This window comes from Clostridium sp. AF19-22AC (assembly GCF_003479085.1).
GTDB lineage: Bacteria > Bacillota > Clostridia > Lachnospirales > Lachnospiraceae > Faecalicatena_A > Faecalicatena_A orotica.
On record NZ_QUGN01000015.1, the window covers coordinates 1 to 25,615 of the forward strand.

29 protein-coding genes and 1 pseudogene are annotated in these 25,615 nt (G+C 49.5%); 29 read left to right on the plus strand and 1 reads right to left on the minus strand.

The annotated features are described in order from the left end of the window. From DWX43_RS16650 to DWX43_RS16735, 18 genes and pseudogenes are all read left to right on the plus strand, one after another. A partial coding sequence (locus DWX43_RS16650; protein ID WP_182440744.1) for a methionine adenosyltransferase domain-containing protein occupies positions 1-599 on the plus strand: 599 nt, incomplete at its 5' end. Continuing rightward, positions 599-1,570 carry a DUF3991 and TOPRIM domain-containing protein gene (locus tag DWX43_RS16655; protein WP_118621107.1) on the plus strand — a complete coding sequence of 324 codons (972 nt, stop codon included), beginning with the start codon at positions 599-601 and terminating at the stop codon, positions 1,568-1,570. The genes DWX43_RS16650 and DWX43_RS16655, both read left to right, overlap by 1 nt. 5 nt (positions 1,571-1,575) lie before the next feature. Beyond that, positions 1,576-2,373 (plus strand): hypothetical protein, encoded by a 798-nt coding sequence (locus DWX43_RS16660; protein WP_118621108.1) that lies wholly within the window; start codon positions 1,576-1,578, stop codon positions 2,371-2,373. Further along, a complete protein-coding gene (locus tag DWX43_RS27025; RefSeq protein WP_182440745.1) occupies positions 2,370-3,476 on the plus strand; it encodes a hypothetical protein in 1,107 nt (368 codons plus the stop codon). Before DWX43_RS16660 ends, DWX43_RS27025 begins: the two co-directional genes overlap by 4 nt. Before the next feature lie 49 nt (positions 3,477-3,525). After that, entirely contained in the window at positions 3,526-4,314 is a 789-nt protein-coding gene (locus tag DWX43_RS16670) for a site-specific DNA-methyltransferase (RefSeq protein ID WP_347559308.1), read from the plus strand. Next, positions 4,304-5,221: a DUF5688 family protein gene (locus tag DWX43_RS16675; RefSeq protein ID WP_118621110.1), complete on the plus strand. Its 918-nt coding sequence runs from the start codon at positions 4,304-4,306 to the stop codon at positions 5,219-5,221. Before DWX43_RS16670 ends, DWX43_RS16675 begins: the two co-directional genes overlap by 11 nt. A gap of 83 nt (positions 5,222-5,304) precedes the next feature. Beyond that, the gene (locus DWX43_RS16680; protein ID WP_118621111.1) at positions 5,305-5,628 is read left to right on the plus strand and encodes a hypothetical protein; all 324 of its coding nucleotides are present in this window, start codon (positions 5,305-5,307) and stop codon (positions 5,626-5,628) included. A gap of 124 nt (positions 5,629-5,752) precedes the next feature. Further along, a complete protein-coding gene (locus tag DWX43_RS16685; RefSeq protein WP_118621112.1) occupies positions 5,753-6,100 on the plus strand; it encodes an LPD28 domain-containing protein in 348 nt (115 codons plus the stop codon). Next, positions 6,100-6,252, plus strand: coding sequence for a DUF3789 domain-containing protein (locus tag DWX43_RS16690; protein WP_118621113.1), 153 nt, complete (start codon positions 6,100-6,102; stop codon positions 6,250-6,252). The genes DWX43_RS16685 and DWX43_RS16690 overlap by 1 nt, the downstream gene beginning before the upstream one ends. 54 nt (positions 6,253-6,306) lie before the next feature. Beyond that, positions 6,307-6,615, plus strand: a complete 309-nt coding sequence (gene mobC, locus DWX43_RS16695) for a plasmid mobilization relaxosome protein MobC (protein ID WP_118621210.1) — start codon at positions 6,307-6,309, stop codon at positions 6,613-6,615. A gap of 6 nt (positions 6,616-6,621) precedes the next feature. Further along, positions 6,622-7,914 carry a relaxase/mobilization nuclease domain-containing protein gene (locus tag DWX43_RS16700; protein WP_118621114.1) on the plus strand — a complete coding sequence of 431 codons (1,293 nt, stop codon included), beginning with the start codon at positions 6,622-6,624 and terminating at the stop codon, positions 7,912-7,914. Positions 7,915-7,925: 11 nt separating this feature from the next. Next, positions 7,926-8,711 (plus strand): PcfB family protein, encoded by a 786-nt coding sequence (locus tag DWX43_RS16705; RefSeq protein ID WP_118621115.1) that lies wholly within the window; start codon positions 7,926-7,928, stop codon positions 8,709-8,711. 6 nt (positions 8,712-8,717) lie between these two features. Beyond that, positions 8,718-9,668, plus strand: a complete 951-nt coding sequence (locus tag DWX43_RS16710) for a hypothetical protein (protein ID WP_118621116.1) — start codon at positions 8,718-8,720, stop codon at positions 9,666-9,668. Positions 9,669-9,761: 93 nt separating this feature from the next. Continuing rightward, a complete protein-coding gene (locus DWX43_RS16715) occupies positions 9,762-10,070 on the plus strand; it encodes a hypothetical protein (RefSeq protein ID WP_118621117.1) in 309 nt (102 codons plus the stop codon). Between the two features lie 53 nt (positions 10,071-10,123). Beyond that, positions 10,124-10,444: a DUF4314 domain-containing protein gene (locus DWX43_RS16720; RefSeq protein WP_243099372.1), complete on the plus strand. Its 321-nt coding sequence runs from the start codon at positions 10,124-10,126 to the stop codon at positions 10,442-10,444. A 26-nt stretch (positions 10,445-10,470) separates the two neighbouring features. Next, positions 10,471-11,394 (plus strand): type IV secretory system conjugative DNA transfer family protein, encoded by a 924-nt coding sequence (locus tag DWX43_RS16725; protein ID WP_330582280.1) that lies wholly within the window; start codon positions 10,471-10,473, stop codon positions 11,392-11,394. 72 nt (positions 11,395-11,466) lie between these two features. After that, positions 11,467-13,347, plus strand: coding sequence for a recombinase family protein (locus DWX43_RS16730; protein ID WP_118621118.1), 1,881 nt, complete (start codon positions 11,467-11,469; stop codon positions 13,345-13,347). Positions 13,348-13,373: 26 nt separating this feature from the next. Next, positions 13,374-13,730, plus strand: a pseudogene (locus DWX43_RS16735) (TnpV protein). 63 nt (positions 13,731-13,793) lie between these two features. Here the strand turns inward: DWX43_RS16735 and DWX43_RS16740 are convergent. Then, positions 13,794-14,783 carry an AraC family transcriptional regulator gene (locus DWX43_RS16740; protein WP_025490807.1) on the minus strand — a complete coding sequence of 330 codons (990 nt, stop codon included), beginning with the start codon at positions 14,781-14,783 and terminating at the stop codon, positions 13,794-13,796. A 202-nt stretch (positions 14,784-14,985) separates the two neighbouring features. Between DWX43_RS16740 and DWX43_RS16745 the strand changes: the two genes are divergently transcribed. The 11 genes from DWX43_RS16745 (at position 14,986) to mobQ (ending at position 25,542) form a co-directional block, all read left to right on the plus strand. After that, a complete protein-coding gene (locus tag DWX43_RS16745) occupies positions 14,986-15,570 on the plus strand; it encodes an MptD family putative ECF transporter S component (RefSeq protein ID WP_118621119.1) in 585 nt (194 codons plus the stop codon). Next, positions 15,570-16,310 carry an energy-coupling factor transporter transmembrane component T gene (locus DWX43_RS16750; RefSeq protein WP_117502739.1) on the plus strand — a complete coding sequence of 247 codons (741 nt, stop codon included), beginning with the start codon at positions 15,570-15,572 and terminating at the stop codon, positions 16,308-16,310. The genes DWX43_RS16745 and DWX43_RS16750 overlap by 1 nt, the downstream gene beginning before the upstream one ends. Positions 16,311-16,322: 12 nt before the next feature. Beyond that, positions 16,323-17,795 (plus strand): energy-coupling factor ABC transporter ATP-binding protein, encoded by a 1,473-nt coding sequence (locus DWX43_RS16755; RefSeq protein WP_117502738.1) that lies wholly within the window; start codon positions 16,323-16,325, stop codon positions 17,793-17,795. Further along, positions 17,792-19,537, plus strand: coding sequence for an ABC transporter ATP-binding protein (locus DWX43_RS16760; RefSeq protein WP_118621120.1), 1,746 nt, complete (start codon positions 17,792-17,794; stop codon positions 19,535-19,537). Before DWX43_RS16755 ends, DWX43_RS16760 begins: the two co-directional genes overlap by 4 nt. Before the next feature lie 14 nt (positions 19,538-19,551). After that, positions 19,552-21,288, plus strand: coding sequence for an ABC transporter ATP-binding protein (locus DWX43_RS16765; protein ID WP_118621121.1), 1,737 nt, complete (start codon positions 19,552-19,554; stop codon positions 21,286-21,288). An 11-nt stretch (positions 21,289-21,299) separates the two neighbouring features. After that, entirely contained in the window at positions 21,300-21,671 is a 372-nt protein-coding gene (locus tag DWX43_RS16770) for a metal-dependent transcriptional regulator (RefSeq protein ID WP_118621122.1), read from the plus strand. 478 nt (positions 21,672-22,149) lie between these two features. Continuing rightward, positions 22,150-22,563 (plus strand): sigma factor-like helix-turn-helix DNA-binding protein, encoded by a 414-nt coding sequence (locus DWX43_RS16775; protein WP_118621123.1) that lies wholly within the window; start codon positions 22,150-22,152, stop codon positions 22,561-22,563. Positions 22,564-22,666: 103 nt separating this feature from the next. Continuing rightward, a complete protein-coding gene (locus DWX43_RS16780) occupies positions 22,667-23,119 on the plus strand; it encodes an RNA polymerase subunit sigma-24 (RefSeq protein WP_118621124.1) in 453 nt (150 codons plus the stop codon). Between the two features lie 10 nt (positions 23,120-23,129). Then, positions 23,130-23,591 carry a sigma factor-like helix-turn-helix DNA-binding protein gene (locus DWX43_RS16785; RefSeq protein WP_009589128.1) on the plus strand — a complete coding sequence of 154 codons (462 nt, stop codon included), beginning with the start codon at positions 23,130-23,132 and terminating at the stop codon, positions 23,589-23,591. 28 nt (positions 23,592-23,619) lie between these two features. Beyond that, positions 23,620-23,910 (plus strand): DUF3847 domain-containing protein, encoded by a 291-nt coding sequence (locus DWX43_RS16790; protein WP_118621125.1) that lies wholly within the window; start codon positions 23,620-23,622, stop codon positions 23,908-23,910. A gap of 186 nt (positions 23,911-24,096) precedes the next feature. After that, the gene (gene mobQ / locus DWX43_RS16795) at positions 24,097-25,542 is read left to right on the plus strand and encodes a MobQ family relaxase (protein ID WP_118621126.1); all 1,446 of its coding nucleotides are present in this window, start codon (positions 24,097-24,099) and stop codon (positions 25,540-25,542) included. The last annotated feature ends 73 nt before the right edge of the window (positions 25,543-25,615 follow it).

The window sequence follows — 25,615 nt, forward strand, 5'->3', positions numbered from 1 at the left end:
GCCTGAGCGAAGCGAAAGGAATGGATATAAGTATGAAAAAGCTGGCGCATGAGATCCGGGAAAAGGTGCTGCGCCCGGCTCTTCGTCCGCTTCCGGCAGATGAGGATACCAAGATTATGATCAATCCCTCCGGACGTTTTGTCTGTGGGGGATTGGATGCAGATACGGGGATGACCGGACGGAAACTGATGGTGGATACCTATGGAAGCATGGTCCCTCATGGGGGAGGGGCGTTTTCAGGCAAAGACTGTTCGAAAGTAGACCGCTCCGCAGCGTATCTGGCGCGCTATATTGCCAAAAACATGGTGGCTGCGGGACTTGCCAGCCGTTGTCAGGTGTCTCTCGCCTATGCTATCGGAGTAGCGCAGCCGGTCATGGTCCAGGTGGATACTTTCGGAACCGGGAAAATCTGTTCGGATGACTGTCTTGCGGCAGCGATCCCCTTGGTGTTTGGGCTGACACCAAAGCAGATCATAGAAGGTCTGCGCCTGGACCGCCCTATCTTTAAGCAGACAGCGGCATACGGTCATTTCGGCAGGAAAGAATTCCCCTGGGAACGTGTGGATAAGGTGGAAGCATTGAAAAATGCGGTGATCTGATGCCGTGGGTAGAACAAGAAGAGATTGAAGCTGCCAGAGCCATGTCCTGCATCGAATATCTGAAGCGGTTTGAAAGTTCCAGACTGGAGAAGGCCGGTGCCAGGAACGAATGGCAGCTCAAGGATCATGACAGCTTTAAGATCAATGAGATCACAAGTGCATGGCACTGGAAATCCCGTGATATTGGGGGATATAATGCACTCCGTTTTCTGACAGAAGTGAATGGGATGGATTTTGTAGAGGCTGTCCGGTTTTTGAGCGGCCAGAATCCGTCCTATATCCCGCCGGAGCGTGCGGAAAAAGAGAAAGTGCCCTTTGTGCTGCCGGAGCGTCATGCAGACTGCAGACGTGTCCGGCAGTATCTGCTTGGCAGGGGGATCAGCAATGAGGTTATCAATTACTGCATACAGGAAGGGATACTCTATGAGAGTGCCCCGTACCACAATGCTGTTTTTGTTGGGATGGATGAAAACCGGAAGCCCAAATATGCGTTCCTGCGGGGGATTTATGACCGGCAGGGGAAACCTTTCCGGATTGAGCAGAAGGGCAGTGACAAGACTTGTTCTTTCTGCATCCCCCCAACAGGGAAAGGTGTCCGTGTGGCACTCTATGAAGCCGCGATTGACGGCATGGCACATATGACGCTGGAGCAGAATCGGGCGGATAAATACCGGCTCTCCTTGGGAGGAGTCAATGCGCCAAGGGAAGGGGAACAGAGGCGGGAATTTAAGAGACCGTCTGCACTGGAAGCCTTTCTCAAACGTCATCCGGAAGTGGTGGAACTGGAAATCTGTACGGATAATGATTTTGCGGGGCGATGGACCTGTGAGCACTTGAAAAAGGCATATGAAGGACAGTATCGGGTGATCAAGAACCTGCCTGAAAAAGAGGGTGCAGATTATGGGGATCTGGCAAAACAGGCGGCGGAAAGACGTATAAAGGCGAAAGCCTCAATAGACAGAGGGAGGTGAGTGGGATGAAAGAAGATGATAGGGAAATATTGCCGGTGGAATTATTGACCCCGCTGACCGCAGAATTTTATCCAGATGACTCCGGATTTGACTATGAAGAGGAAGCAGACGGTACGGAATATCTGGAGGGAGAGGATTTAGCACAGTATGAAGAAATCATACAAAAGATGGTAGACAAAGAAAATTCATATGGCTCCGTGGAGGGAAAAACCTGCAATCTGATGGATTACTTTCATGGAAGCAGTTCTGTCAGGGAGAAGGTTCGGCAGGCAGAAGTGTCTGTTAAAAATGTAGACGGTGTTTTATATGGCTGCACGACCTTGCAACTTAAGGAATATCTGGATACGCAGGAACTCCATGAACTGTGTGAATATATCACCGGACAGTATTCGGATGGCTGGGGAGAAGGTTTTGAGCAGCGGGAAATTCCGGTAGAGGGAGGCTGCCTGTATGTCCATTTCTGGCAGGGGCAGGAGCAAAAGTTCCAGCAGAGGACGGCAGCACTAAAAACAACGGAAAAAGCGCCTTATCCGAAAAAGCCCAAATTGAAGTTGCTTGGACATGATGGGAATATTTATTCAATCTTAGCAGATGCCAGAAGACGGTTAATCAATCAGGGCCAGGCAGATCAGGCAGAAGAAATGTTTCGGAAGGTGCAGAAATCTGGAGATTATTATCAGGCCCTGGGGATCATCAGCCAATACGTAGAAACGGAGCTCAGTGTTCCGGCAGGGGAAGAGAAAGGCCCAAAGGTTTCAAGGGAGAAAGAGAAAAACAGAAAAGAGAAGGGGGAAAGCCGATGATTTACACCATGACAGTCCCTGTGAGCGGTGAGTTCTATATGGATGAACCTAGGGCACAATTTGATGAAGAATTTATGGAGCGGGCCCAGGAACCGTATTTCCCGGGCCCGGTGCTCTTATCCAGTGCCGAGCTGGCAGAATACGAACAAGACATACAGAATGCCCTCCATAATCTAAGGAATACCGGACAGATGGAAGATAATACCGGGCTTTTCCAGAAATATCAGGAAGGAAAACTAAAACACAGACTCCGTTATGCAGATGTGTCTGTCCATACAGCAGACTGCTGTCTGTATGGGGAGATCAGTCTTTCTCTAAAAGGAGAACTTTCCAATGAAGAGAAGGATGTTCTGAACCATTATATATGGCGGGAATTTCAAGAGGAATTTGGATCCCGATTTTCACAAAAAGAGATCCCAGTTTCTGGTGGAACCATAAGGCTCCATTTTGACATGTCAGATATCGGTATGCTGGTCGGGGAGAAGAAATATAAAATCACGGACCAGTCGCATCCAAGATACCCCTGGCTTCACAGGATAAAGGCACGCATTCCTATAGGTAGCTATGTCCGGCCCGGAACGGTAGGGGGATTCGTGGCAGGGGAGGAAAATCTCTCCCAGGAAGGAACATGCTGGGTGCATGACAATGCCATTTGTTGTGAACAGGCAAGGCTGACAGAGGATGCCCAGATATACGATGGGGCATGTGCCAGAGAAAACGCCCTGCTTTCCGGGGATGCCCAATTATTTGATAGAGCTGTTGCAGAGGGGAGGTGCCGCATCCGCAGCGGGGAAGTCAAAGACTACGCCAGAATCGCCGGAGATGCGGTACTTGCCGAGGGTGCCATAAAAGGGAGGTCGCCTTTGGTTGCCGGGAACTGCAAAGTATATGGGGAGGTCCGGGGAGAATTTATAATCAAAGACAATGTGCTTCCTAACACAGAGTTGATAAACCCAACAGAGGATCTGTTTATTTTAGAGAAGGGAAGGATCGATGTAATTACAAAAGAGAAAGACCTGGAGCCCCCGCAGGACTACAAAGACTGTGAAGGTTTGGATAAGCCTGCGGCCGGAATCAGAAAAAAGAAACAGCCAGAGCGCTGAAAAGAAAGGATGATGCCTATTGGAACATAGCTTGAAACTGGAAACCTTGATGAAAGAGGGATGCATCCCAAAGGAGCATACAGGAGGTGAAAATTGGGAGATTCTCCACGGGGATACCTTAAAGCTGGTAAAAGCATTTAAACCGGGAGTATTTGATGCGGTCATTACAGATCCGCCTTATGCTTCTGGGGGTACGAAACAGAATGAGAGGAACCGTACCACAAACCAGAAGTACAGCAGCATGAGGAGCGAAAATGCCCTGCCGGATTTTGACGGAGATAATAAGGACCAGCGTTCCTGGACCCACTGGATGGCAGAGTGGCTGTATGATGTGCGGAAAGCCTGTAAATCAGGTGCTCCCATCTGCCTGTTCATTGACTGGCGCCAATATCCGTCCATCACCGATGCCCTTCAGTGGGCGGGCTGGATCTGGCGTGGAACTGCTGTGTGGGATAAGGGAAACTCTCGGCCGCAGAAGGGGCGTTTCCGCCAACAGGCAGAATACATTGTGTGGGGAAGCAACGGCCCCATGCCGGTGAACCGTCCAGTGTCCTGTCTTCCGGGGGTGTTCCGATATGGGAATCCTCAGAACCGCATCCATGTAACAGAAAAGCCTTTGCAGCTGATGAAGGATGTCATCCAGATCTGTGAACCGGGCGGAATTCTTTTAGATCCCTTTGCCGGAGCAGGTACGACTATTCTGGCCGCAGCGGAGGAAGGGTATCAGGCTGTAGGGATTGAAGTGACGGATGCTTATTATAAGCTAGGAACAGACCGTGTAAGGTTTGCACTGGACGCGGCAAAACAGGAAAAGGAGGAGGGAAGAGATGGAGAATAGATTATCTTATCAGGAGTTTCAGGAAAGCCTGCTGGAGGCAGTCAGTCTGGAACTGAACAAACAAGGGACATACCGTTGTGAGCTGATGAAGACACAGAAAAATAACGTGGTATTGTCAGGCCTGTCCATCCGGCAGGATGGAAAAACGTCAGCCCCTGTCATTTATTTGCATGATTCCTACCAGTCTTATCTTCATGGAAAACCTTTGCAACAGATTAGCAAGGAATTGGTGGAATTTTATCGGAACCAGAAAATCCCTGAGTTTGACCGTAATGACTTTGTGGATTATGGAAGGGTGAAAGAGAAGCTTCGGGTACGTCTAGTCAATAAAGAAAATAATCAGGCATACTACAAAAAGGGACCATACAGAATCCACCCAATGGGGGCAGAAGTCTTATATATGGAAGTGGAGAGAAATGAGTCAGGGAGTATGTACACACAGGTGACTAATGATATGGCGGAATCGTGGAAGATACCGAAAGCAGAATTATTTAAAATAGCATTAGATAATACACAGAACAGCGATGAAGTAAAGTTTCAGTCCATGAATGAAGTAATGAGTGAAATAATGACGGGAAATGCGGAGGAGGATTTCGATTCGCCGATGTATGTATTGACTAACAAAGATACCCAATACGGAGCAACGGTGGTATTGTATCCGGATGTCCTTAAGCAGGTCAGCAGACAGATCGGAAGTGATTATTATATACTCCCCTCAAGTGTGCACGAACTTCTCATTTTGAGAAAGAAAGACTGTGACATAACAGAGAAGGAACTGCGGAGCATGGTCAGGGAGATTAACCAGAGCATCGTAGAGCCGGAGGAAATCTTAGGGAACGAGGTATTCGAGTACCGGGCAGATATGGACCGGGTGAAGAAATGTGGAAAAGAAGACAGGGCGAGGTAATCAGGGTATCCATATGGATGCCCTGAAATCATGTTCGGGAGAATAAGAGCATCCACGTGGATGCCGGGAAGGAGGGATGTGTAATGGAACAGGCATTGGCTTATGTCTGCTGTCCGGCAGATGAGAGCCGGGCAAAAATGCAGAAATACTGCAGGAAGATTTATGAAATGGGATATGTGCCAATCTGTCCGCAGTTTGGCTTCTCCGAATTTTTGGATGATGGGGAAGCGGAGGATCAGCAGGCGTTCAATCGGATGTCGCACTTGATTTTAAGGCGCTGCCGGATGGTGGTGGTTTGCGGCAGGGAAGTGACCGGAACCATGAACACGGAAATCAGCATGGCGGACCGGTTGCATATCATCTGTACCACCTTGGATGGGCTTATTAAGATCAAGGAAAATCAATAGTCAGTCATACGGAATGCTAGACATGGCTGACTATCTGGTGCGACTGGTTTTGCAAGCATAGCGTTTGGATATCCAAACGCACTTTGGGGAGAACCCCAAACCCCCGGAAATCGAAAAAGGAGGGATGTCTCTGGGAGAAGACGCAAGAAAAGTTTTATATCAAAAGATACGGATTTTTGGCAGGGAAGCATTATTATCCAGAAATCGGATTGATCCGTACAGTGTACCAAAGGGATGGCATTTATATGAAGTCCGCCATCATCCCAAGGATTCCGGGAAACCGATACAACTAGGAAAGATGGTACTGACCAGCTTTTTCGGTACGGTTATGACAAGAAAAACAATCGTATTGCCAGAAGGGGAATGGGGATATCGGGACATTTGCGGGAACCATGACCTGCGGATTTTAGATGAGGGTACTGTTACATTAGAAGCATATGAAAAAAAGAAAAAGCAGAGGAGGTTTTCGTAATGGTTGGATTTTTGGTAGGAATCATAGTGGGGAGTATTATAGGTGTTACTACGATGTGCATCATAGTCTGTGGAAAACGCACAGACCGGGAGATGGAGCAGTGGGCGAAACAGGATCCATCAGAAAAAGAGAAGATACCATATGAGCAGTAAATGAAAGACAGAGGGGATGAAAATTTAATCGTAGAAAAGAAAGTAGGTGATCCAATGCGGAAACGCAACCATGTCATCCCTGTCCGCCTGGACGCAAAAGAGTTACGCCATCTGGACGAGCAGGTGTCGAAAAGCGGTTTTACCCGGGAAGAGTATCTCCGGTCTTTGATCTGCGGCGCTGAAGTGCGCGCAAAGCCCTGTGAACATCATGCAGACCTGCTTAGGAAGATTGCCGGGCTGTGCAACAATGCCAACCAGCTGGCCCATGTGGCGAATGCTTCCGGGACGGCAAGCCCTGAAAGTATCCACGAAATGCAGAGGATATCTAAGGAGGCATGGCAGATCGTCAAAGAAGACTGGTAAAGGCCTATGGCATATACCAGTATCATACCCGTCCACCGCCTGGACAATTCCATTGAGTATATCAAAGATAAGGAAAAAACTACCCGAAAGCTGGATACTGCAGGTTCCCTGGAGGGCGCTGTTGCGTATGCTTTGAATCGGGAGAAAACAGAGCTGACCTTGTTCGAGGATGCCATTGGCTGTACCTGTGAGAATGCCTATGCCGATATGGCAGCCACGAAAAGCCGGTTCCATAAGACAGGCGGCGTGCAGGGGTACCACCTGATCCAGAGTTTTTCCGCAGGGGAAGTATCCCCGGAACTGGCCCATCTGATTGGGCAGGAATTAGCAGAACAGCTGCTGAAAGGTCAGTTTGAGGTGGTGATTACGACCCATCTGAACACCAGCCATTACCATAACCATCTGGTATTTAATTCCGTCAGCATGGTGGATGGGCACAAATACCACAGCAACAGCAGGAGTTACTACGAGGAGATCCGGAGGATTTCTGACGGTCTGTGCAGGAAATACGGACTGTCCGTTATCCAGACTGCTGATGGGAAAGGGATGAGCTATGCCCAATGGAAAGCAGAGCAGGAGGGGAAACCTACGTGGAGGACGGGGATCCGCATGGATATCCGGGAGGCAGTCCAGGACAGCTTTACCTGGAAACAGTTCGTGTACCGGATGGAAGAGAAAGGCTATGAATGGAAGCTGGACCGGAAATATGTGGCTGTGAAAGCACCGGGGATGGAACGGTTTGTCCGGCTTAAAAGTCTGGGGGAAAATTATACGGAAACCAGCATTCAGGAGCGGATCCTGCAACCAAAGAAAAAACATCGGGAACCTACTGGGAAAACCATTTTTCAGCGAAAGAAATATTCCGGCCTTCAGGCACTCTATTATTCCTATCTCTACCGGATGGGAATCTTTCAGAAGCGGCCAAGAAGGACATCCTTTCAGGTTCAGGCGGATATCCGAAAGCTGGATCAGCGGATCGAACAGATGGAGTTTCTCCAAAAGCATGATATTACGACTCTGGAGCAGCTGCGCACTTATTGTCAGCCCTTGGAAGAGCGGATGCTGCAGCTTACAAAAGAGCGGCACCGCCTGTACAGGGCAGACCCGGATGCAGAGAGGATCCAAGAGATAACGGAGGAACTGAAGCCTCTTAGGCGTGAGGTGAAGATGTGCAGGAAGATTGAACAGCATTCCTTGGAAATAGAGGGAAGACTGCAGGAAATCCAGAAGATGGAGGAACAGGCAGGGCAGGAACATAAGACAGGAAGAACAGAGGAACCTAAAAAGAAAGAGCGATAGGAGGTGGGAGCATGAATTATGGAGGAGACGCTGCGGACCAGATCGTCCGGTATTCGCTGGATGGCATGGAACATGGTCTGCGGCTTTCCGGGAGCCTGGCAAAGGAACTTGCTGTTTTCTTTGCGGCAGTGCTTAAAGATCAGAAGAAGACACACGGCAGGACGCGCATGATCCGTATGCTGAAGACAAACCAGCCGATGAAATTCTTTAACGTGCCGCCTGACAGGCTGCGGGAGTTTTGCCAGGAAGCCAAGAGGCATGGACTTCTGTATGTGATCATCCGGGATAGGAAAAACCCCGTACACTGCGAGGCAATGGTGTATGCAGATGATGCTGCGAAAATGAACCGCATTATGAACAATATGGGGCTGGATTATGTGAAGGCGGAGAGCGGGGCGGCTGTCCATGAGATGGCTTCTGAAGTGGAGAAAGAGGTTGCAGCGCAGGAGCCTGCCAAGACAGAAACGGTTGAGATGCCGGAAGGAGAAGTACAGTTTGAAATCAGCGAGCCTGACAGTGAGTTCAGTTTCGATATTCAGGAGCCTGAGAATGAAAATTTTTCTCAGGCGCAGGAGGAGAACGGAGAGAATCCGTCCGAATCTTCCTTGCGCAGCAGCGATACTTTGACAGCTTCGGAAGACACGAATAACAAGCCATCCGTTAAGCAGGAGCTGGACCAGATCAAACAGGAACAGGCGGCAGAGGCACAGAAGAGGAAGGAAAGGAGTCCTTCCAAAGGGAAGAGGCGTTCTGCCGGCAGGAAAACTAAGAAAAAGACAAGAGGGAAAGGGAGGTAATGTGGTATGGATTTAGAAAAATATTTAAACAGTGAGGACGGTTCCCAGGGCGGGGAAACCCATCAGCTGTCCAAGGAAGAGTATGCTGCCCTGAAAAAGCAGGAGCGGGAAGAGGTATGGGCGGAAATAGATGCGAAGGCACAGGATGTGTTCAAGGACAGTGATTCCCTGAAAGGGTTCTTAAATTTTGTGGCACAGTGCGCTCCCCAGAGGACACCGAACCTGCTTCTGCTGTACAGCCAGAATCCGGAGATCCGGCAGGTAAAGACCTACGAAAAAATCCGGGAGGAAAAGCATTCCATCCGGCCGGAGGCCAGGGGCAAAGGGTATCTCTTTATGGCAGGGCAGGAATATGAAAAGGATGGCGTTGCCATGCAGGGGTATTCTATCTGCAGGGCTTATGACATCAGCCAGATCCGCATGAAACAGCCGGAACCGCGCCCACAGAAATCAATGGAGGAACTCATGGGGGCACTTTTAAAAAATGCGGATGTACGGATCCAGATTGCAGAGAACCTGCCGGAGGGGGTGCAGGCCCAGTATATCCCCAACCAGCGTTCCATCTATGTGAGGAATGGGATGTCGGAGGTTACCACCTTTCATGCGATTAACCGGGAACTGGCCTGTGCGTCTCTGGATCTGCATAATGGCACATACAGCCGGGCAAAGGTTTCTGCCCAGGCATTCTGTGCGGCCTATGTGGTGGCGCAGAAGTATGGCGTGGAAAACAGTGGATTCCGGTTTGACAAAGTATGCGAAATGCAGGGGAAAGGCAACCGGGATCCGAAGGAACTGCGGGATTTCATCAATGATATCAAAAATGCTTCCTACACCATAGGAACCCGCATGGACCGGAATCTGGGGGAAGCAGAGCAGGCGTTTACGGCAGATGAATTCAACGTTGAGGAAGGGAAAAAAGGTAAAACTGCCAAAAATAAGAGCCAGACCGAACGCTAAGTTCAGTAGTATTTCCGGCAGACATAACGTAGCTATTCCTGAAAAAGTGTGATATGTTGTGAGTAGGAAAACAGTGGAAATGGAGGCGGACCTATGGAGAAACAAAGATATATCAAAATGGATGAACTCACAAAGAACATGCTTGTATTTGCCCTGTATGATCTGTTTCAGGAAGAGAAAAAGAAGGGGATGCCCCTTGATGTGACCGGGAACCTGATCGTAAAGCTCGACAGATGCAGGGAGAAGAAGCTGTTTCTCACTGATAACGAGTACCAAAAAGCAGTCCTGGCACTCAATAAACACCGGGATGCCCGTATCGCAGAAGGGGATTATACAGACTGTATCGACCGGGTATTTTATAAGCTTCTGCAGGCAAAATACAAACGGTGTGCCGTAAGGTAATATGGAAATCAAGTAAATCGAATGATGATATCACCGGGAATGGGCTGGAAAGTGTGGCTTATTCCCGTTTTTTTGTACAGACAAAGAATGTCTGGCCTTGGAAAGGGGGAATATGTCTGAATTATGAGAAACAAAAAATAGAATCCATCAGGCGGAGGTATCCTGCAGGAACCCAAATCTACTTGGATGAAATGGAAGGAGAACCACAGATGCCGGCTGGTTTAAAAGGGGAGATATTCTGTGTGGATGATATCGGGCAGATCCATGTCCAGTGGGAAAATGGCAGTACGCTGGCACTGAATGTGGGAGTGGACCAGTTCCACAAGGCGGAGATACCCGAAAAGAAGAGAGAGAAGGGTGAGCCTTCCCGGTAGCAAAGAATCACAGGAAGTCAGAGTGGGTGGTCTGGCTTCTGGCCTTACCGGTAGTCTGGTGGGCGGCTGTCCTTATCGCGGACTCCATACATCCTGGCCAGAACCTTCTGGAGATTTTGGAAGTGCTGACAGAGCGGCTGGACCATCCCTTTACCCTGCATATGACAGAATATACTGCAAAAACAGTTTTGGTTTGTACCTTTTTATATGCAATGGGGATTGGCATCTTCTATGCAAATCAGCGGAACTACCGCAGAGGTGAGGAACATGGTTCCGCCAAATGGGGGGATGTGCATCAGATATGTAAAAGGTACCGGGACCACCCTTATTCCCATAACCTGTTACTGACACAGAACTTCCGTATGGGGCTGAATGTCTATAAACACCGGCGTTGTTTGAACGTCTTGGTAACGGGGGGATCCGGAGCGGGAAAATCGAGGACCTATGCCATTCCTAATATCATGCAGTGCAACTGTTCAATGGTCATCACAGACCCCAAAGCGGAGCTGCTCCGGAAAACAGGAGGGCTGCTAAAAAAGAAAGGCTACGAAGTCCGTGTTTTTGACCTGATCAACCCAGACACTTCCTTTTGTTATAACCCATTCCAGTACGTCCATGATGACAAGGATGTGCTGCGTCTGATATCAAATCTGATAAAAAACACCACACCAAAAGGGTCGCAGTCCCAGGATCCATTCTGGGAGAAAAGTGAGACAGCTCTCCTGCAGGCACTGATGCTGTATCTCCTGCACGAAGCGCCGCCGGAGGAGCAGAACTTTTCCATGATCATGGAGATGCTGGGCTCCGCACAGGTCAAAGAGGACGATGAGAACTATGAGTCCCCGCTGGATATCCTGTTTGAACGTCTGGAGATGCGGGAGCCGGACAGTATTGCAGTAAAACAGTACCATATTTACAAACAGGCGGCAGGTGATATATGCTCTAAGTGACTTCTTAATCATGATTTTGTCATGGTTAGTGAAGCAATCACTTAGAGCATTTTTGTTTCAGGAGGTACAGCTATGAGAAACGAAAAAATCACCCCACTGTACGAGCGGCTGAGCCGGGACGATGAGTTACAGGGCGAGAGCAATTCCATATCCAACCAAAAGCAGATGTTAGAGGATTTTGCCCGCCGGAATGGGCTGCCCAACCCTACGCACTTTACCGATGATGGTATCTCAGGCACTCGTTTTGACCGCCCCGGATTTTTGGCGATGATGGAGGAAGTGGAGGCAGGGCGTGTAGAGGCAATCGTCATCAAGGACATGAGCCGGTTAGGGCGTGACTATCTGAAAGTCGGCCAGGTCATGGAGATTTTGCGGCAGCGCGGCGTCCGGTTAATTGCCATCAACGATGGCGTGGACAGTCTGAAAGGCGACGATGATTTTACGCCCTTCCGTAATATCATGAATGAGTTTTACGCCCGCGACACCAGCCGGAAAATCCGCTCTGTGTTTAAGTCAAAAGGCATGAGCGGTAAGCACCTGACAGGCACCGTGATTTACGGCTACTTGTGGGATGAAAATCGGGAACATTGGCTGGTAGATGAGGAAGCCGCCGAAGTGGTACGCCGTATCTTTTCCCTCACGCTGGAGGGATATGGGCCTTATCAGATCGCTTGCAAGTTGTCCGCAGACCGGATTGAAATTCCTGTCGTACACCTTGCCCGATTCAACGAAGGGGTGAACCGTTCAAAGCCGGTCAAAGACCCCTATGGATGGGGATCATCTACCATCGTGAATATCTTGAAAAAACGAGAGTATTTAGGGCACACCATCAATTTCAAGACCCGCAAGCACTTTAAGGACAAGAAAAGCCACTATGTTTCTGAGGACAAATGGACGATCTTTGAGAATACCCATGAAGCCATTATCGACCAGCAGACCTTTGATTTGGCGCAGAAAATCCGCAGCAATGTACGGCGTTATCCAAACGGCTGGGGCGAAGCGGCTCCCCTCACAGGCTTGCTCTATTGTGCCGATTGTGGCGGCAAGATGTATGTCCACCGCACCAACAATGGCAAGCGGGTTTCTCAATATACCTGTTCCAATTATACCAAAGTTCCGTGTGGGACACGATGCTCCACTCAACACCGTATCAATGAGAGTGCCGTTCTGACATTGGTTTCCGACACGCTCCGGGCTATCGCTGAATATTCCAAAAATGACCGGACGGAATTTATTCACACTGTTCAGGAGACGCAGGTTGCTCAACAGAGTGCCGATATATCGAAAAAGCGCAGGCGTCTGGCTGCTGCCCAAAAGAGAGCCGGAGAACTGGAAAAACTGATTTGCAAAATCTATGAGGACAACGCCCTCGGCAAGCTGCCGGATGCACGATATAGGGCGCTTGATGCACAGTATGCCAAAGAGCAGGACGCACTTGAGATTGAAATTGCGGAGCTGGAAAAGGCTGTTACCGGCTACGAGCAAAGCCAGAAATCAGCGGAGAAATTTATAGCCCTGATTGATAAGTATGAGAATTTTGACACGCTGACAAACACCATGCTCAACGAGTTTGTAGAGAAAATCCTTGTCCACGAACGCGCCCGAAAAGGCAGTCAGGACACCACGCAGGAAATTGAAATCTACTTCAATTTTTTAGGACGTTATATCCCACCATCCTTACAGCCGGTTCCTTTAACCCCGGAGGAACAGGAAGAACTGCGGAAGAAGGAGGAACGCAAGGACAGGCTTCACCAGAACTACTTACGCCGCAAGGCCAACGGCAAGCAGAAGGAATGGGAAGAACACTACAACGCCAAACGCAAGGCCCAGGTGGAGGCAGCAAAGGCCACAATCCGGGCCGAGGACATGGAGAAGGGCATTTTTACCACCGTCAGCCAGTTACCCAGGCAGGAGCCGCGCAAGGCCACCGTATCGGCCAGTGCCACAGTTTAACCATCACAGTGCAAAGGAGAATGAACATGAGCGAATTGACTTACACCCGCTGCGGAGATTACTACATCCCTGATCTGAAACTTTCCGAGCAGCCGGAGGCCCCCCATCGGCAAGTATGGCCGTATGCGGCAACGCTACCTGAAGGAACACCGGCCCGGCCTTTACAGCAGCTTGATTTTGAGCGAAAAGCTGTACCCGCACCTGTTGGAGATTGACTGGGCGGCGCGGGAGCGGATGGACGCCATGCTGCCCCGCATGATGGAGGCGGCGGGCGTCACCGAGGAACTGAAAGCCCGTGACCCCATGCGCTGGATGTGTCTGGCATGACCAGGGAAGAAGCACTGGCGGAGGAAGTTATTTTTCAAGAATTGATTTACGCATGAAATTTTAAGTATAGGTAAGGCCGGGATTTTGCTGACAAACGGCAAATCCCGGCCTTAGTCTTATCAGTTTTCCAAATTCTTTGAACGCCTATATTCCAGCGGCGATAGTCCAAACTGTTTTTTGAAAACCGATGCAAATTTGCTTTGGTTCATATAACCGACTTGCTCTGCTACTTCAGCTACGGAGAGTCTTGTGGTAGCAAGTAATTCTGCTGCTTTCTTCATTCTGACTTCTCGCAGATAAATGGATATATTTTGCCCGAAAACACCGCGAAAGTAATTTTTTAAGCTGGTTTCACTGACAGAAAACTGTGCTGCCAATTCCCAGGCTGGATGATGTTGACGCAAATCGGAAGTAATAATTTTTTCTACCCTCTTTGCAATATCTACTTGTGTTTCTGTAAAGAAAGTACAGGCTTGCGATGGAGGAATGTCATTTTGACTTTGCAATAGAGAAAACAGTGCCAATGTGTATATTTTCATTTGTGAAATCGAAAATGGAATTGAAACATCAAATAGGCTCCAAAGTTTTGTTAATATTTCTTCGACTTCGGAGGTGGCAGGTGAAATGTAGGTAGCACCATCAGGGCAAAATCGATCAACAACTTTGTGAAAGTTAATATCAAATTCCCCTTGTACCCATACGCTTTGTGCCGTCAGTGTATCAATATCAATAAAAAATTCCATCCCTTCATAAATGCGGCGCGGATATACATATTGCTTTTGAGCAAAACGCTCAGTTAAAGAGATTTCTCCATCCTTCACATATACAAAGTTTTCATTGTTCAAGATAATTTCGCAACGGCCAGTTACACAGTAGTTTAAGAGCAAAGGGCCTTTTTCTATGGAGCTATCCTCACGAAAATTCGGTGCTGTCCAAGTCGGAGAATTTACAAAGATATAAGCAATAGTAACTCCAGGAAAGAGAGGGAAAAAGGTCATTGAGCCTTTTCCTTCTTTTTCCTTTAAGAGCAGCTCTGTGCTAAAATCACTACGCTGTATTGAAATCCCAGGTATTTCAATACATTTTCTTATAATATCATCAATCTTCATTTCCTGCTCCTGTCATTCGACTACCTGTTTTTTGCTTTGGATTTTAATTATATTATAGAATTGCAAACGAAGTCAGTCAATAAAAAAACTCGTTGCTGTTTGGAGCCAAAAAGATGATTGGTTGTAGAGAGCCATAACTAACTGTGCTATCTTATAAAGAGGTTAGAAAGTGCTAACCAGCAAATGAATGGAGGTATTCGTTATGAATAACAAGTTACAAACAAAAGACCTGATTAACCTCGGTCTGTTCACGGTTCTTTACTTTGTCATCGGGTGCTGTGTTGCTATTCCCATTGGGTTTGTTCCGATCTTTCTTCCTGTCCTCGGAAGTCTGTGGTCGCTGATTACCGGCATCCCTTTCATGCTGTTCCTCACCAGGGTTAAGAAATTCGGCATGGTTACAATCATGGGCGTTTTGAGTGGCCTGCTGATGGGGCTTACCGGCATGGGTTTCTGGGGTGTGCCTATGGGGCTGATTTTCGGCTTGCTTGGAGATCTGATTTTGAAATCCGGCGATTATAAAAGTGCAAAGAAAAGTATTCTTGGTTATGCGGTATTCAGTCTTTGGATGGTTGGTACATACATTCCCATGTATTTCATGGTAGAGGATTCCTGGGCCAGTTTTGCGGCCAGCTTTGGTGAGGAATACGCTGATCGAGTAATGGCTGTCATGCCCATGTGGAGCATTGTTCTGGTAATCGCCGGAATTTTTGTCTTTGCAATTTTGGGCGGTCTGTTGGGTAAGGCGCTTCTGAAAAAGCATTTTGCTAAAGCGGGAATTGTGTAATGAACGGGGTATCATTCTCTGCAACAACCGAAAATAAAAAAGGAATATTGCTTGACCCTCGCACAAAGCTCGTCCTATTGTTGACGATTACGACACTGATGTTCAGCACCAGCAACGAAGGGATTATGAATATTGTCAAGCCCTGCTTAAGCCTTGTGCCTTTTATGTTGATTTTATCGGAGCGTCGTTTCAAAACGGCAGGAAAGTATTTGCTATTATATGTGGCTTGTTTTGTGTTAGAACGGATAGCCCTTACAACATTGAGCGGCCTGCTTTCTTTTATTGTGCTTGCGATTACATCTATCATGACACGGTTTGCACCTGGCATCATGACGGGAGCCTATTTGATTTCATCGACTTCGGTCAGTGAATTTATCGGTGCAATGGAGCGTATGCACATTACAGAAAAAATCGTCATTCCTATGTCTGTGATTTTCCGCTTTTTCCCTACAATCAGCGAAGAATATCAGGCAATCCGGGACGCAATGAAAATGCGGAACATCCATTTTGGCGGAAAAAATCCTTTTCTGATGATAGAATACAGGCTTGTTCCATTGATGGTATCCGTTGTGAAGATTGGCGATGAACTATCTGCTGCTGCGTTGACCCGGGGGCTGGGTGCCCCTGTTAGACGCACAAATGTATGTCAGATCGGTTTTCATTTTCAAGATGTGGTTGCAATCTTGTTCTGTATCATCTGTTTTGTTTTATTTTTATTGCAGCAGCAAATTGTTTTTTGAGGAGGTGAGCCTGTGATACGGATCGACCATGTGACCTTCTCTTATGGAGAAGAAAATGAGAGTGCCAGTGGGGTTCAGGATATAAACCTGAACATAGAAGATGGCCAATTTATCGTGCTTTGTGGCGAAAGCGGCTGCGGGAAAACGACAATTACCCGACTAATTAACGGCCTAATTCCGCACTACTATGAAGGAAAAATGAACGGAGAAGTGTGGGTGAACGGGGCAAAAGTTTCGGAGCAGCCCATTTATGATACTGCGAAAACGGTTGGCAGCGTATTTCAAAATCCACGCTCTCAGTTTTTTAATGTAGATACGACCAGTGAAATTACATTCGGATGTGAAAATCTCGGCCAGCCGGAGCAAAGTATTCGGGAACGATTAGAAAAAACCGTCCGGGATTTTCGTTTAGAGAAACTGATGGGGCGCAATATTTTCCATCTTTCCGGCGGAGAAAAACAGAAAATCGCCTGTGCCGGTGCATCAATTATGGAACCGGATGTACTTGTCATGGATGAACCATCATCCAATCTTGACGCTTCTTCTATTCTTGATTTGAGAGCCACGCTTGCCTTTTGGAAGTCGCAAGGGAAAACGGTTATCGTATCGGAACACCGACTCTACTATCTGCGCGGCCTTGCAGATCGTTTTATTTATATTACCGCCGGGAAAGTGGAAAAGGATTACTCCGCAGCAGAGTTTGAGCGCCTGACGGAGCAGCAGAGAGTCAATTTAGGGCTACGCACCTTTATTCTTGAAGATTTGCTGCCGCCTAAAGCATTGCCGCCGGCCAGAGAACAAATGGAACTTCATAACTTTTGCTTTGCATACAAAAATGAATCAGAAACACTTCACATTCGTGAATGTGAAATCCCTGCAAATCGTATCGTAGGTATTATCGGGAATAATGGAGCCGGGAAATCCACTTTTTCCCGATGTTTCTGCGGTTTGGAAAAGCGTTGTGGTGAAGTTATCTGGAACGGCAGAACTTATCGACCTAAAGATAGGTTAAATACTTGTTATATGGTAATGCAGGAAGTCAATCATCAGCTTTTTACGGAAACGGTATTGGATGAAGTTTTAATCAGTATGGAGGAGGAAAATCAAGAACAAGCAGAAGAAATCCTTGCCAAGTTAGATTTGACAGGCTTCAAGGACAGACACCCCATGTCCCTTTCCGGCGGCCAAAAACAGCGGGTAGCGATTGCCTCAGCAATCGCTTCTAAACGCTCTATTTTATTTTTTGATGAACCGACCAGCGGCCTTGATTATAAACACATGAAAGAGGTTGCAAATGTCCTGCGACAAGTCAGGGACACGGGTATTACCGTGTATGTCATTACTCATGATCTTGAGTTGATATTAGACTGTTGTACGGATATTGTCCATTTTGAGAACGGTTCCATCATTGACCAATTCCAAATGGATGAGGCGGGTCTTGAAAAAATCAGAAACTATTTCATAAAGGGGGTATCTGTAAAATGAAGGAGGAAAAGAAGGAGTCACCCATAGGCATCTTATGGGGATGGGGCAAACCCTATCACGGGAAATTCATCGGCAGCATTGCCCTTGCGGTATTAGGCGTAGCCTGCCAGATGGTGCCTTATTTCTGTGTAGCTCATATTGTTACGCTGATGTTGTCCGGGGATCAGAATTTTTCGCACTATACAGCAGCTTGTGTTATTGCGCTTTGCGGTTATTTGGGAAAAGTCATATTCTCAAATCTTTCCACAACAATTTCTCACACAGCGACCTATTACACGCTGCGAGATCTCCGGGAGAATATTACCGAGAAACTGGCCCGCGTCCCGATGGGGACGATTTTAGATACTCCGTCCGGTCAGTATAAAACGACGATTGTTGACCGGGTAGAAGGGATGGAGCCAACCTTCGCGCACCTGATCCCGGAAATGACTGCAAATGTGCTGGTGCCTTTGGTAATTGTCGTGTATCTATTCGTCATGGACTGGCGCATGGCTCTCCTGTCCCTTGTCACGCTGGTGGTGGGCCTTGCTGTTATGTCTGCTGGCATGAAGAACTATCCCGTTAAGTGGGAGGGCGCGGTTAAAGCGGGAAAGCAGATGGCAAACGCCATTGTAGAGTACATTGGTGGGATTGAGGTAGTCAAAGCATTTAGTCAATCCGCCGGTTCCTACAAAAAATATTCTGACGCAGTAAACTACAATGCCAACTACTATGTGGACTGGATGAGAGAAAACCAGAAAACCATGAGCGCCTACAACGCCATTTTGCCCTCGGTGTTGATCTGTGTGCTACCCTGCGGCTTCGCGTTCTGGCTCTCCGGTAGCCTGGAACTTTCCACTTTCCTGTCTATCGTAATTTTCTCGCTGGGCCTTGTTGGGCCGATTATCGCGGCCTTTACCTTTACGGACGATTTGGCCGTATTGGGGACAAATGTGGAAGAAATCAGCCAGCTTCTAAACGTCGAAGAACTGAACCATAAAGAAACGCCGATCAAGCTGGAAAATACCGGCATCTCTCTTAGGTCTGTGTCGTTTTCCTATGACGGGACAACAGAGGTTTTGCATGATGTGAATCTCGCCATCCACCCCGGCACCATGACCGCTCTTGTAGGGCCGTCCGGCTCCGGCAAGTCTACGGTGGCGAAGCTGATTGCCGGGTATTGGGATGTTACATCCGGCAGCATTGCCCTCGGCGGCCATGAGCTGAAGGATATGCCGCTGTCTGAAATTGCAGACCAGATTTCCTATGTATCTCAGGACAACTACCTGTTTAACCGTAGTATCCGAGAGAATATCCGCATGGGAAGACCCAGTGCCACGGACACAGAGGTGGAGCAGGCAGCCAAACAAAGCGGCTGCGACGCCTTTATCCGCAAGCTGGATAATGGCTATGATACGGTTGTCGGCAGCGCCGGTTCCCATCTTTCCGGCGGTGAACGCCAGCGGATTGCCATCGCCCGCGCCATGCTGAAAAATGCGCCGGTTGTCATTTTGGACGAGGCAACTGCCTATATCGACCCAGAGAATGAGGCGCTGGTGCAGAAAGCCATTTCCACTTTAACTGTCGGCAAGACCCTGATTGTGATCGCACACCGGCTGTCTACCATTGTTGGCGCAGATAACATCGTTGTGGTGAAGGATGGAACCATCCACGCACAGGGTACGCATGAGAAGCTGCTGGAAACCTGTCCTCTCTACCGGGATATGTGGCAGGCGCACATCGGCGCGAAAGACCAGATGTAAGGGGGTGTTGTCAGATGTATGGAACATTGAAAAAAATCTTTGCTTTTGCAGGCAGCAAAAAGGAGCTTCTAAAAAAATCCCTGTTATTCTCATTCCTGTCCGGGCTGTTTTCAGCCATGCAGTTTGCCGCCCTCTTTGTAGTGATCGGCGCGTTAGTATCTGACAACCGGGACGGAAAGTTTATCTGCATTTCGCTGGGAATTATGGCCGTTTCCCTCATCGGGCGTATCATCACGACCTATTTTTCCACGATGGAGCAGACGGAAACCGGCTATTGCATGGTAGCGGAAAAGCGTATCCACATTGGAGATCGGCTGCGCTATATCCCGATGGGCTACTTCAACAAGAATAGTATCGGGAACATTACCGCCATTGTCACAACAACTTTGGGTGATGTAGAGAACTCGGCGGCTCGTGTCCTGGTGTCTGTACTGGGTGGATTTTTCAACTCGGTAGCTCTTGTCATTGTCCTGCTGATATTCGACTGGCGGATCGGGCTTGTGGCTGCTGTCGGTGTCCTTCTTTATCTGGCAGCAGCGGAACTGGCGCTTCGCAAATCTGCCGCGCTCAGCGGGGTACGCCAGCACACACAGGAGTCCCTTGTAGAGTCCGTGTTGGAGTACATTCAGGGGATGGGGATTGTCAAAGCATTTGGACTGGAACGGGACAGCACGCAGTCTATCGGCAGTGCAATTAAGGCGAGCTGCCGAGATAACCTGAAATTGACAAAGGCCAGCGTTCCCTATGACGCTATCAAACAGGCCGTTGTCCGGGTGTTTAGCGTCCTGTTGCTTTTGGCCTCGGTTTGGTTCTGGCTGGACGGCTCCCTGTCACTGGCCTACGGCTTGATTTTGGTGATTGCTTCTTTCATGGTGTTCAACGATTTGGAGAACGCCGGGAATATGGCCTCTCTGCTACAAATGCTGGCGGCTTCGATGGATACGGCAAACTCCATTGATGACACGCCGGTGATGGACGAGAAAGGCGCTGACATTACGCCGAAGTCCAGCGAGATCGTGTTTGACAAGGTGGATTTTTCCTACGCAGACCGCAAGATATTAGATCAGGTCAGTTTTACCATTCCCGAAAAAACGACTACGGCCATTGTCGGCCCTTCCGGGGCAGGAAAGACAACGATGTGCAACCTGATTGCCCGTTTTTGGGATGTGAATGCCGGGAAGATTACCATAGGCGGTACGGATGTACGGGATTTTAAGCTGGACAGCCTGATGAAGAATATCTCGATGGTGTTCCAGAGCGTATACCTCTTTGCAGATACGATTGAGAACAATATCAAGTTTGGCTGCCCGGACGCCACCCATGAGCAGGTAGTTGAGGCGGCGAAGAAGGCTTGCTGCCATGACTTTATTTCCGCTCTGCCGGAGGGTTATGATACTGTGATTGGCGAGGGAGGCGGCACTTTGTCCGGCGGTGAGAAACAGCGGATTTCCATCGCCCGCGCCATGCTGAAGGACGCACCTATCATCATTTTGGACGAGGCAACAAGCAGCGTTGACCCGGAGAATGAGGATGAATTGCAGCGGGCTATCGAGGCATTGACCCATGACAAGACCATCATCATGATTGCCCACCGTCTGAAAACCGTCCGCAACGCCGATCAGATCCTTGTACTGGACAACGCTCATATCGTCCAGCGCGGCACTCATGCGGAGCTGATCCAGCAAAAGGGCCTGTATGCCGATTTTGTATCGGCCAGACAGGAGGCCATCGGCTGGAAGCTGGCTCAGTAAAGGAGGTTCAGATGAAACTTCATGCGTCCGGGGAGGACTACCTGGAAACCATCCTTGTTCTCCAAAAGAAACGCGGTATGGTGCGCTCCATAGATGTGGCCCGGCACATGGAGGTGTCAAAGCCCAGCGTGTGCCATGCAGTGGCTACCTTGCGGGACGGCGGCTTTCTTATGATGGACGAAGATCACTTTCTCCATCTGACCGATGTGGGCCGCGAGGTAGCCGAAAAAATCTACGAGCGTCACTGCTTCTTTACCGAGCAGCTTATCACCGCAGGCGTTGACCCCAAAACTGCGGAGGCCGATGCCTGTCGTATTGAACACATCATCAGCGATGAGAGTTTTGACCGGCTGAAAGAGGCAGCCGAACAAGAGCAAAACTAAAACCGAATAAGACAAGCGATCCTGCCCCGCCAGACGGGGAAAGAAAAAAACCGTTGCAGGGCAGGCAGCTTTGTGCGCCCAAAATGGATTTTCCGGGTACTGCGGCGGTTTTGAGTAACATCAAGGCCGCCGTTCCTTATGCCCTCGACAAAGGAGTGACGACTACACGCTGACACGGCGGCTTTAGGAGGGACCCGCCATGAAGCACATTGACCGCCGACAAATTCAGACGATATTTCACTACCGTCAAAAAAAGCCCAGTCAACGAACAGGCTCCGTCTGGCAGCCGGTGCGAAAATTGTCATTCTGTAAGTGAATATTGGAGTTTTTGCGCTCGAATAGCTTTCTGCTGTCCGGGCGTTTTTTCATACCTGTGGGGCCGTAACATCGGGCCAGCATGGCCCGAACCCTGGCCCCAGTGCCGTTCTCCGCCGCCCCATTCAGATTTACCAAAAAAATCTGAATGGAGGAAAGGCAGATGGAAGTTACCATCAATTATAACGGACAAGCTGTGGCTGTGGAGGTCACGCTGGAAGTCTATGAATTTCTTGACCGGGCCGATCACAAAACGGAGAACCTGTTCCATGAACAGCGGCGGCATTGGGATGGCCGGGAGTTTGACGAGTACATCATTACCACCGAGGGTGTAGGGGTCTACGGCGAAACGCCGGAGGAATACCTTTGCCGCATGGAAACGCTGCATGAGCTGATGGCGGTTCTGGACACCTGTACCGAGGTCCAGCGCCGCCGGTTCCTGCTCTATGCGCTTGACGGGCTGAGCCTTGCAGAGATCGGTGTGCTGTGCGGCTGCTCCAAAGTGGCTGTTTATCAAAGTGTGGAGGCGGTCAGAAAAAAATTTATAAATTTCTTTGAGAACAGGCTTAACGAATGACCTGTTTTCTGGCTACCAAGTGAAAGGGATCATTTCCCTTATCTCAGCGAGGGGCGGACAGCGGACGAGCTGTCCGCCTCTCCGATTTTCAGGAGGTAAGCCTATGAAAACAATCAATCTGCGGTGGATGTATCCCCACTACCGGCATGACGAGTTTGTGGATGTTACGGACGAGGTGTGGGCAGCGATGTATCAGGCCAAGCGGGAGATGGAGAACTATGAGCGTCGGAAAGTCTACCACCGCGCCTACTACTCTCTGGACGCATACAGCTGGTTGGAAAATTACGCACTGGAACACAGCAGATCGCCGGAAGATATTTTGCTGGAACGAGAAGAAATGACCACCCGCCTATACCTGATTGCAGCTCTTCCGGTGGCTCTGGCTCATGCCACTCCGACACAGGCCCGCCGTATTCACGCCTACTACATTGCCGGTATCAAGCAGCCGGAAATCTCCCGGAGAGAGGGCGTCCACAGCAGCAAGGTCAGCGTTGCCATCCGCCGGGGTCTGCGGAATATGCGCCGCTGCTATGATGGCCTTTTCCAAACAGAGTGAGGGCATGCCTATGCAGACCATCAATCTCAAACAATATTATCCATTTTGCAAAGAGGACATTTTTGTGGAGGTGTCCGATGAGATCGTCGAAGCGTTTCTTCTGGATAAGAGAGCCGAGGCCGCCAGAGAGCGCAAGATGTTCCGGTATAAGGCATTTTATTCCCTCGATTGTAACGATGGAATCGAAAATGCCGCCATCGGCTGGGCGCAGCCATCGCCGGAGGACTACCTGATAGAAAAAGAGGAATTAGCCGAATACGAAGAACTGATACGACGATTGTACGAAGCCATTTCTTCCCTGCCGCCTATGCAGGCCCGCCGTGTCCACGCCCGCTATATGCTGGGTATGAAAGTGAAAGATATTGCCGCAATGGAGGGTATCACGCCATCACAGGCGGGAAAATCCATCCATGCCGCACTGCGGAGGCTGCGCCGGTACTTTGCTCGACAGAAATGGACGGTCAATCTATGAGTATTTCCAAAGAAAAGAGGTGCCTGACATGAACGAAAAAATTACAGCCCACCCCCAAAAAGAAGAACGGGAGAAAGTCCTGAAGGAGATTCGGCAGCTTGAAAACCGAAAGAAGATTTTGGAGAACAAGCAGCGGAACGAAGAACGCAAGGTTCGCACCCGCCGCCTGATTGAGCGTGGAGCCGTTTTGGAGGGGATTTTCCCGTTGGCTCCCGACCTTTCCGGCATAGAGGTCAAGGCGTTCCTGATTGCCCTGTCCCATCTTCCGGGGGCGGCGGAATTGACTGCAAACCTGCCAAAATCCGGGGACACGCCATAAGTCCCTTGTTTACAAGGGCGCACTTATACACCGTTGCCGGTGCTGTGCGCCCTGCCGGGGGCGTTGCGTACTTCGTCCGCGATGGGGCGCTACGCTCCCCAAACCCCTTGTGCGCTCTGCGCAGCCAGACACCCGCTTTGCGTTTGTCCGGCTCCACAGAGCCTGTTATCCACTCACTGAAAGGAGGTGTTCCCCATAGATTTCTGTCATATCCCCGTCAGTATCATCAAGCGCAGCGCAGGCCGTTCTGCTGTTGCCGCAGCTGCTTACCGCAGCGGAACCAAGCTGACAAATGAATGGGATGGAATGACCCACGACTACACCCGGAAAGGCGGCATTGTCCATGCGGAGATCATGCTGCCTGACCACGCCCCGCGGTCATTTGCAGACCGTTCTATCCTCTGGAACAGCGTGGAGCAAATCGAGAAAGCAAGAGACAGCCAGCTTGCCCGCGAGATTGAAGCAGCCCTGCCCCGTGAACTGTCCGGCGAACAGCAGCTTGCCCTTGTGCGTGCCTATGTGAAGGACAACTTTGTAGACAAAGGAATGTGCGCCGACTTTGCTATCCATGACAAGGGAACCGGCAACCCTCATGTCCATATCATGCTGACGCTCCGGCCTTTGAAAGAAAATGGACAGTGGGGCGCAAAGTGCCACAAGGCATACGATCTGGACGAGAATGGACAGCGTATCCCGGATGGGAAAGGCGGTTGGAAAAATCACAGAGAGGATACGACCGACTGGAACGATAAAGAAAATGTGGAGATTTGGCGGGCGGCATGGGCGGCTTATACCAACCGTGCATTGGAGGCCGCCGGTCAGCCCGCCCTGGTAGACCACCGCAGCTACAAGCGCCGGGGCATTGATAAAATCCCCTCTGTCCACCTGGGGCCAGCGGCCAGCCAGATGGAGAAGCGCGGTATCCGCACCGACAAGGGAGAAGTCAACCGGCAGATCGCCGCCGACAACAAGCTGCTGAAAGAAATCAAAGCCCGCATTACCCGTCTTTATCGCTGGTCGAAAGCCGAAACGGAAAAACCACAAACACAACAAAGCAGCTTGACAGCTTTGTGGGAGGCTCAGCAGCAGTTGAACGCTCCCCACACCCGCACCGGCAAAATCCGGGCTTTGCAGGAAAGCGCTGCACTATTCAGCTTTTTGCAGGCAAACGGCATCCAGTCTATGCAGCAGCTTCATGAAAAAATCGCTGATATGAACAGCCGTTACTATGACCTGCGCGGAAAGATCGTCAAGGCCGAGCGCCGGATCACTACCCTTACCGAGCGCGGGGAGATGTGGGAACAGTACAACCAGTACAAGTCCATCCACAAGCAGCTTGCCAAAGTAAAGCCGGAAAAACGGGAACAGTTTGAACAGCGCCACAGCCGGGAACTGATTCTGTATGACGCAGCGGCCCGGTATCTGAAAGAACTGAAAGACAGCGGCGAGGCAATCACCCCAAAGGCATGGCAGCTGGAAATCGACCAGCTGGCCGCTGGAAAGCAGACGGACACGCTTGCCATGAAATCCATGCGGGAGGATTTGAAAGCAGTGGAACGGCTCCGCAAAACCGCCGAGCAGCTGTCCAGACAGGAACGGGACAAGTCTCACGACCGGGAGCCGGAGCGGTAAGGGCTACCGCGTTTCACGACATACTTTTGCACACAGAAAAACCGCCGTACAGGTTTCCCCATACGGCGGCAGA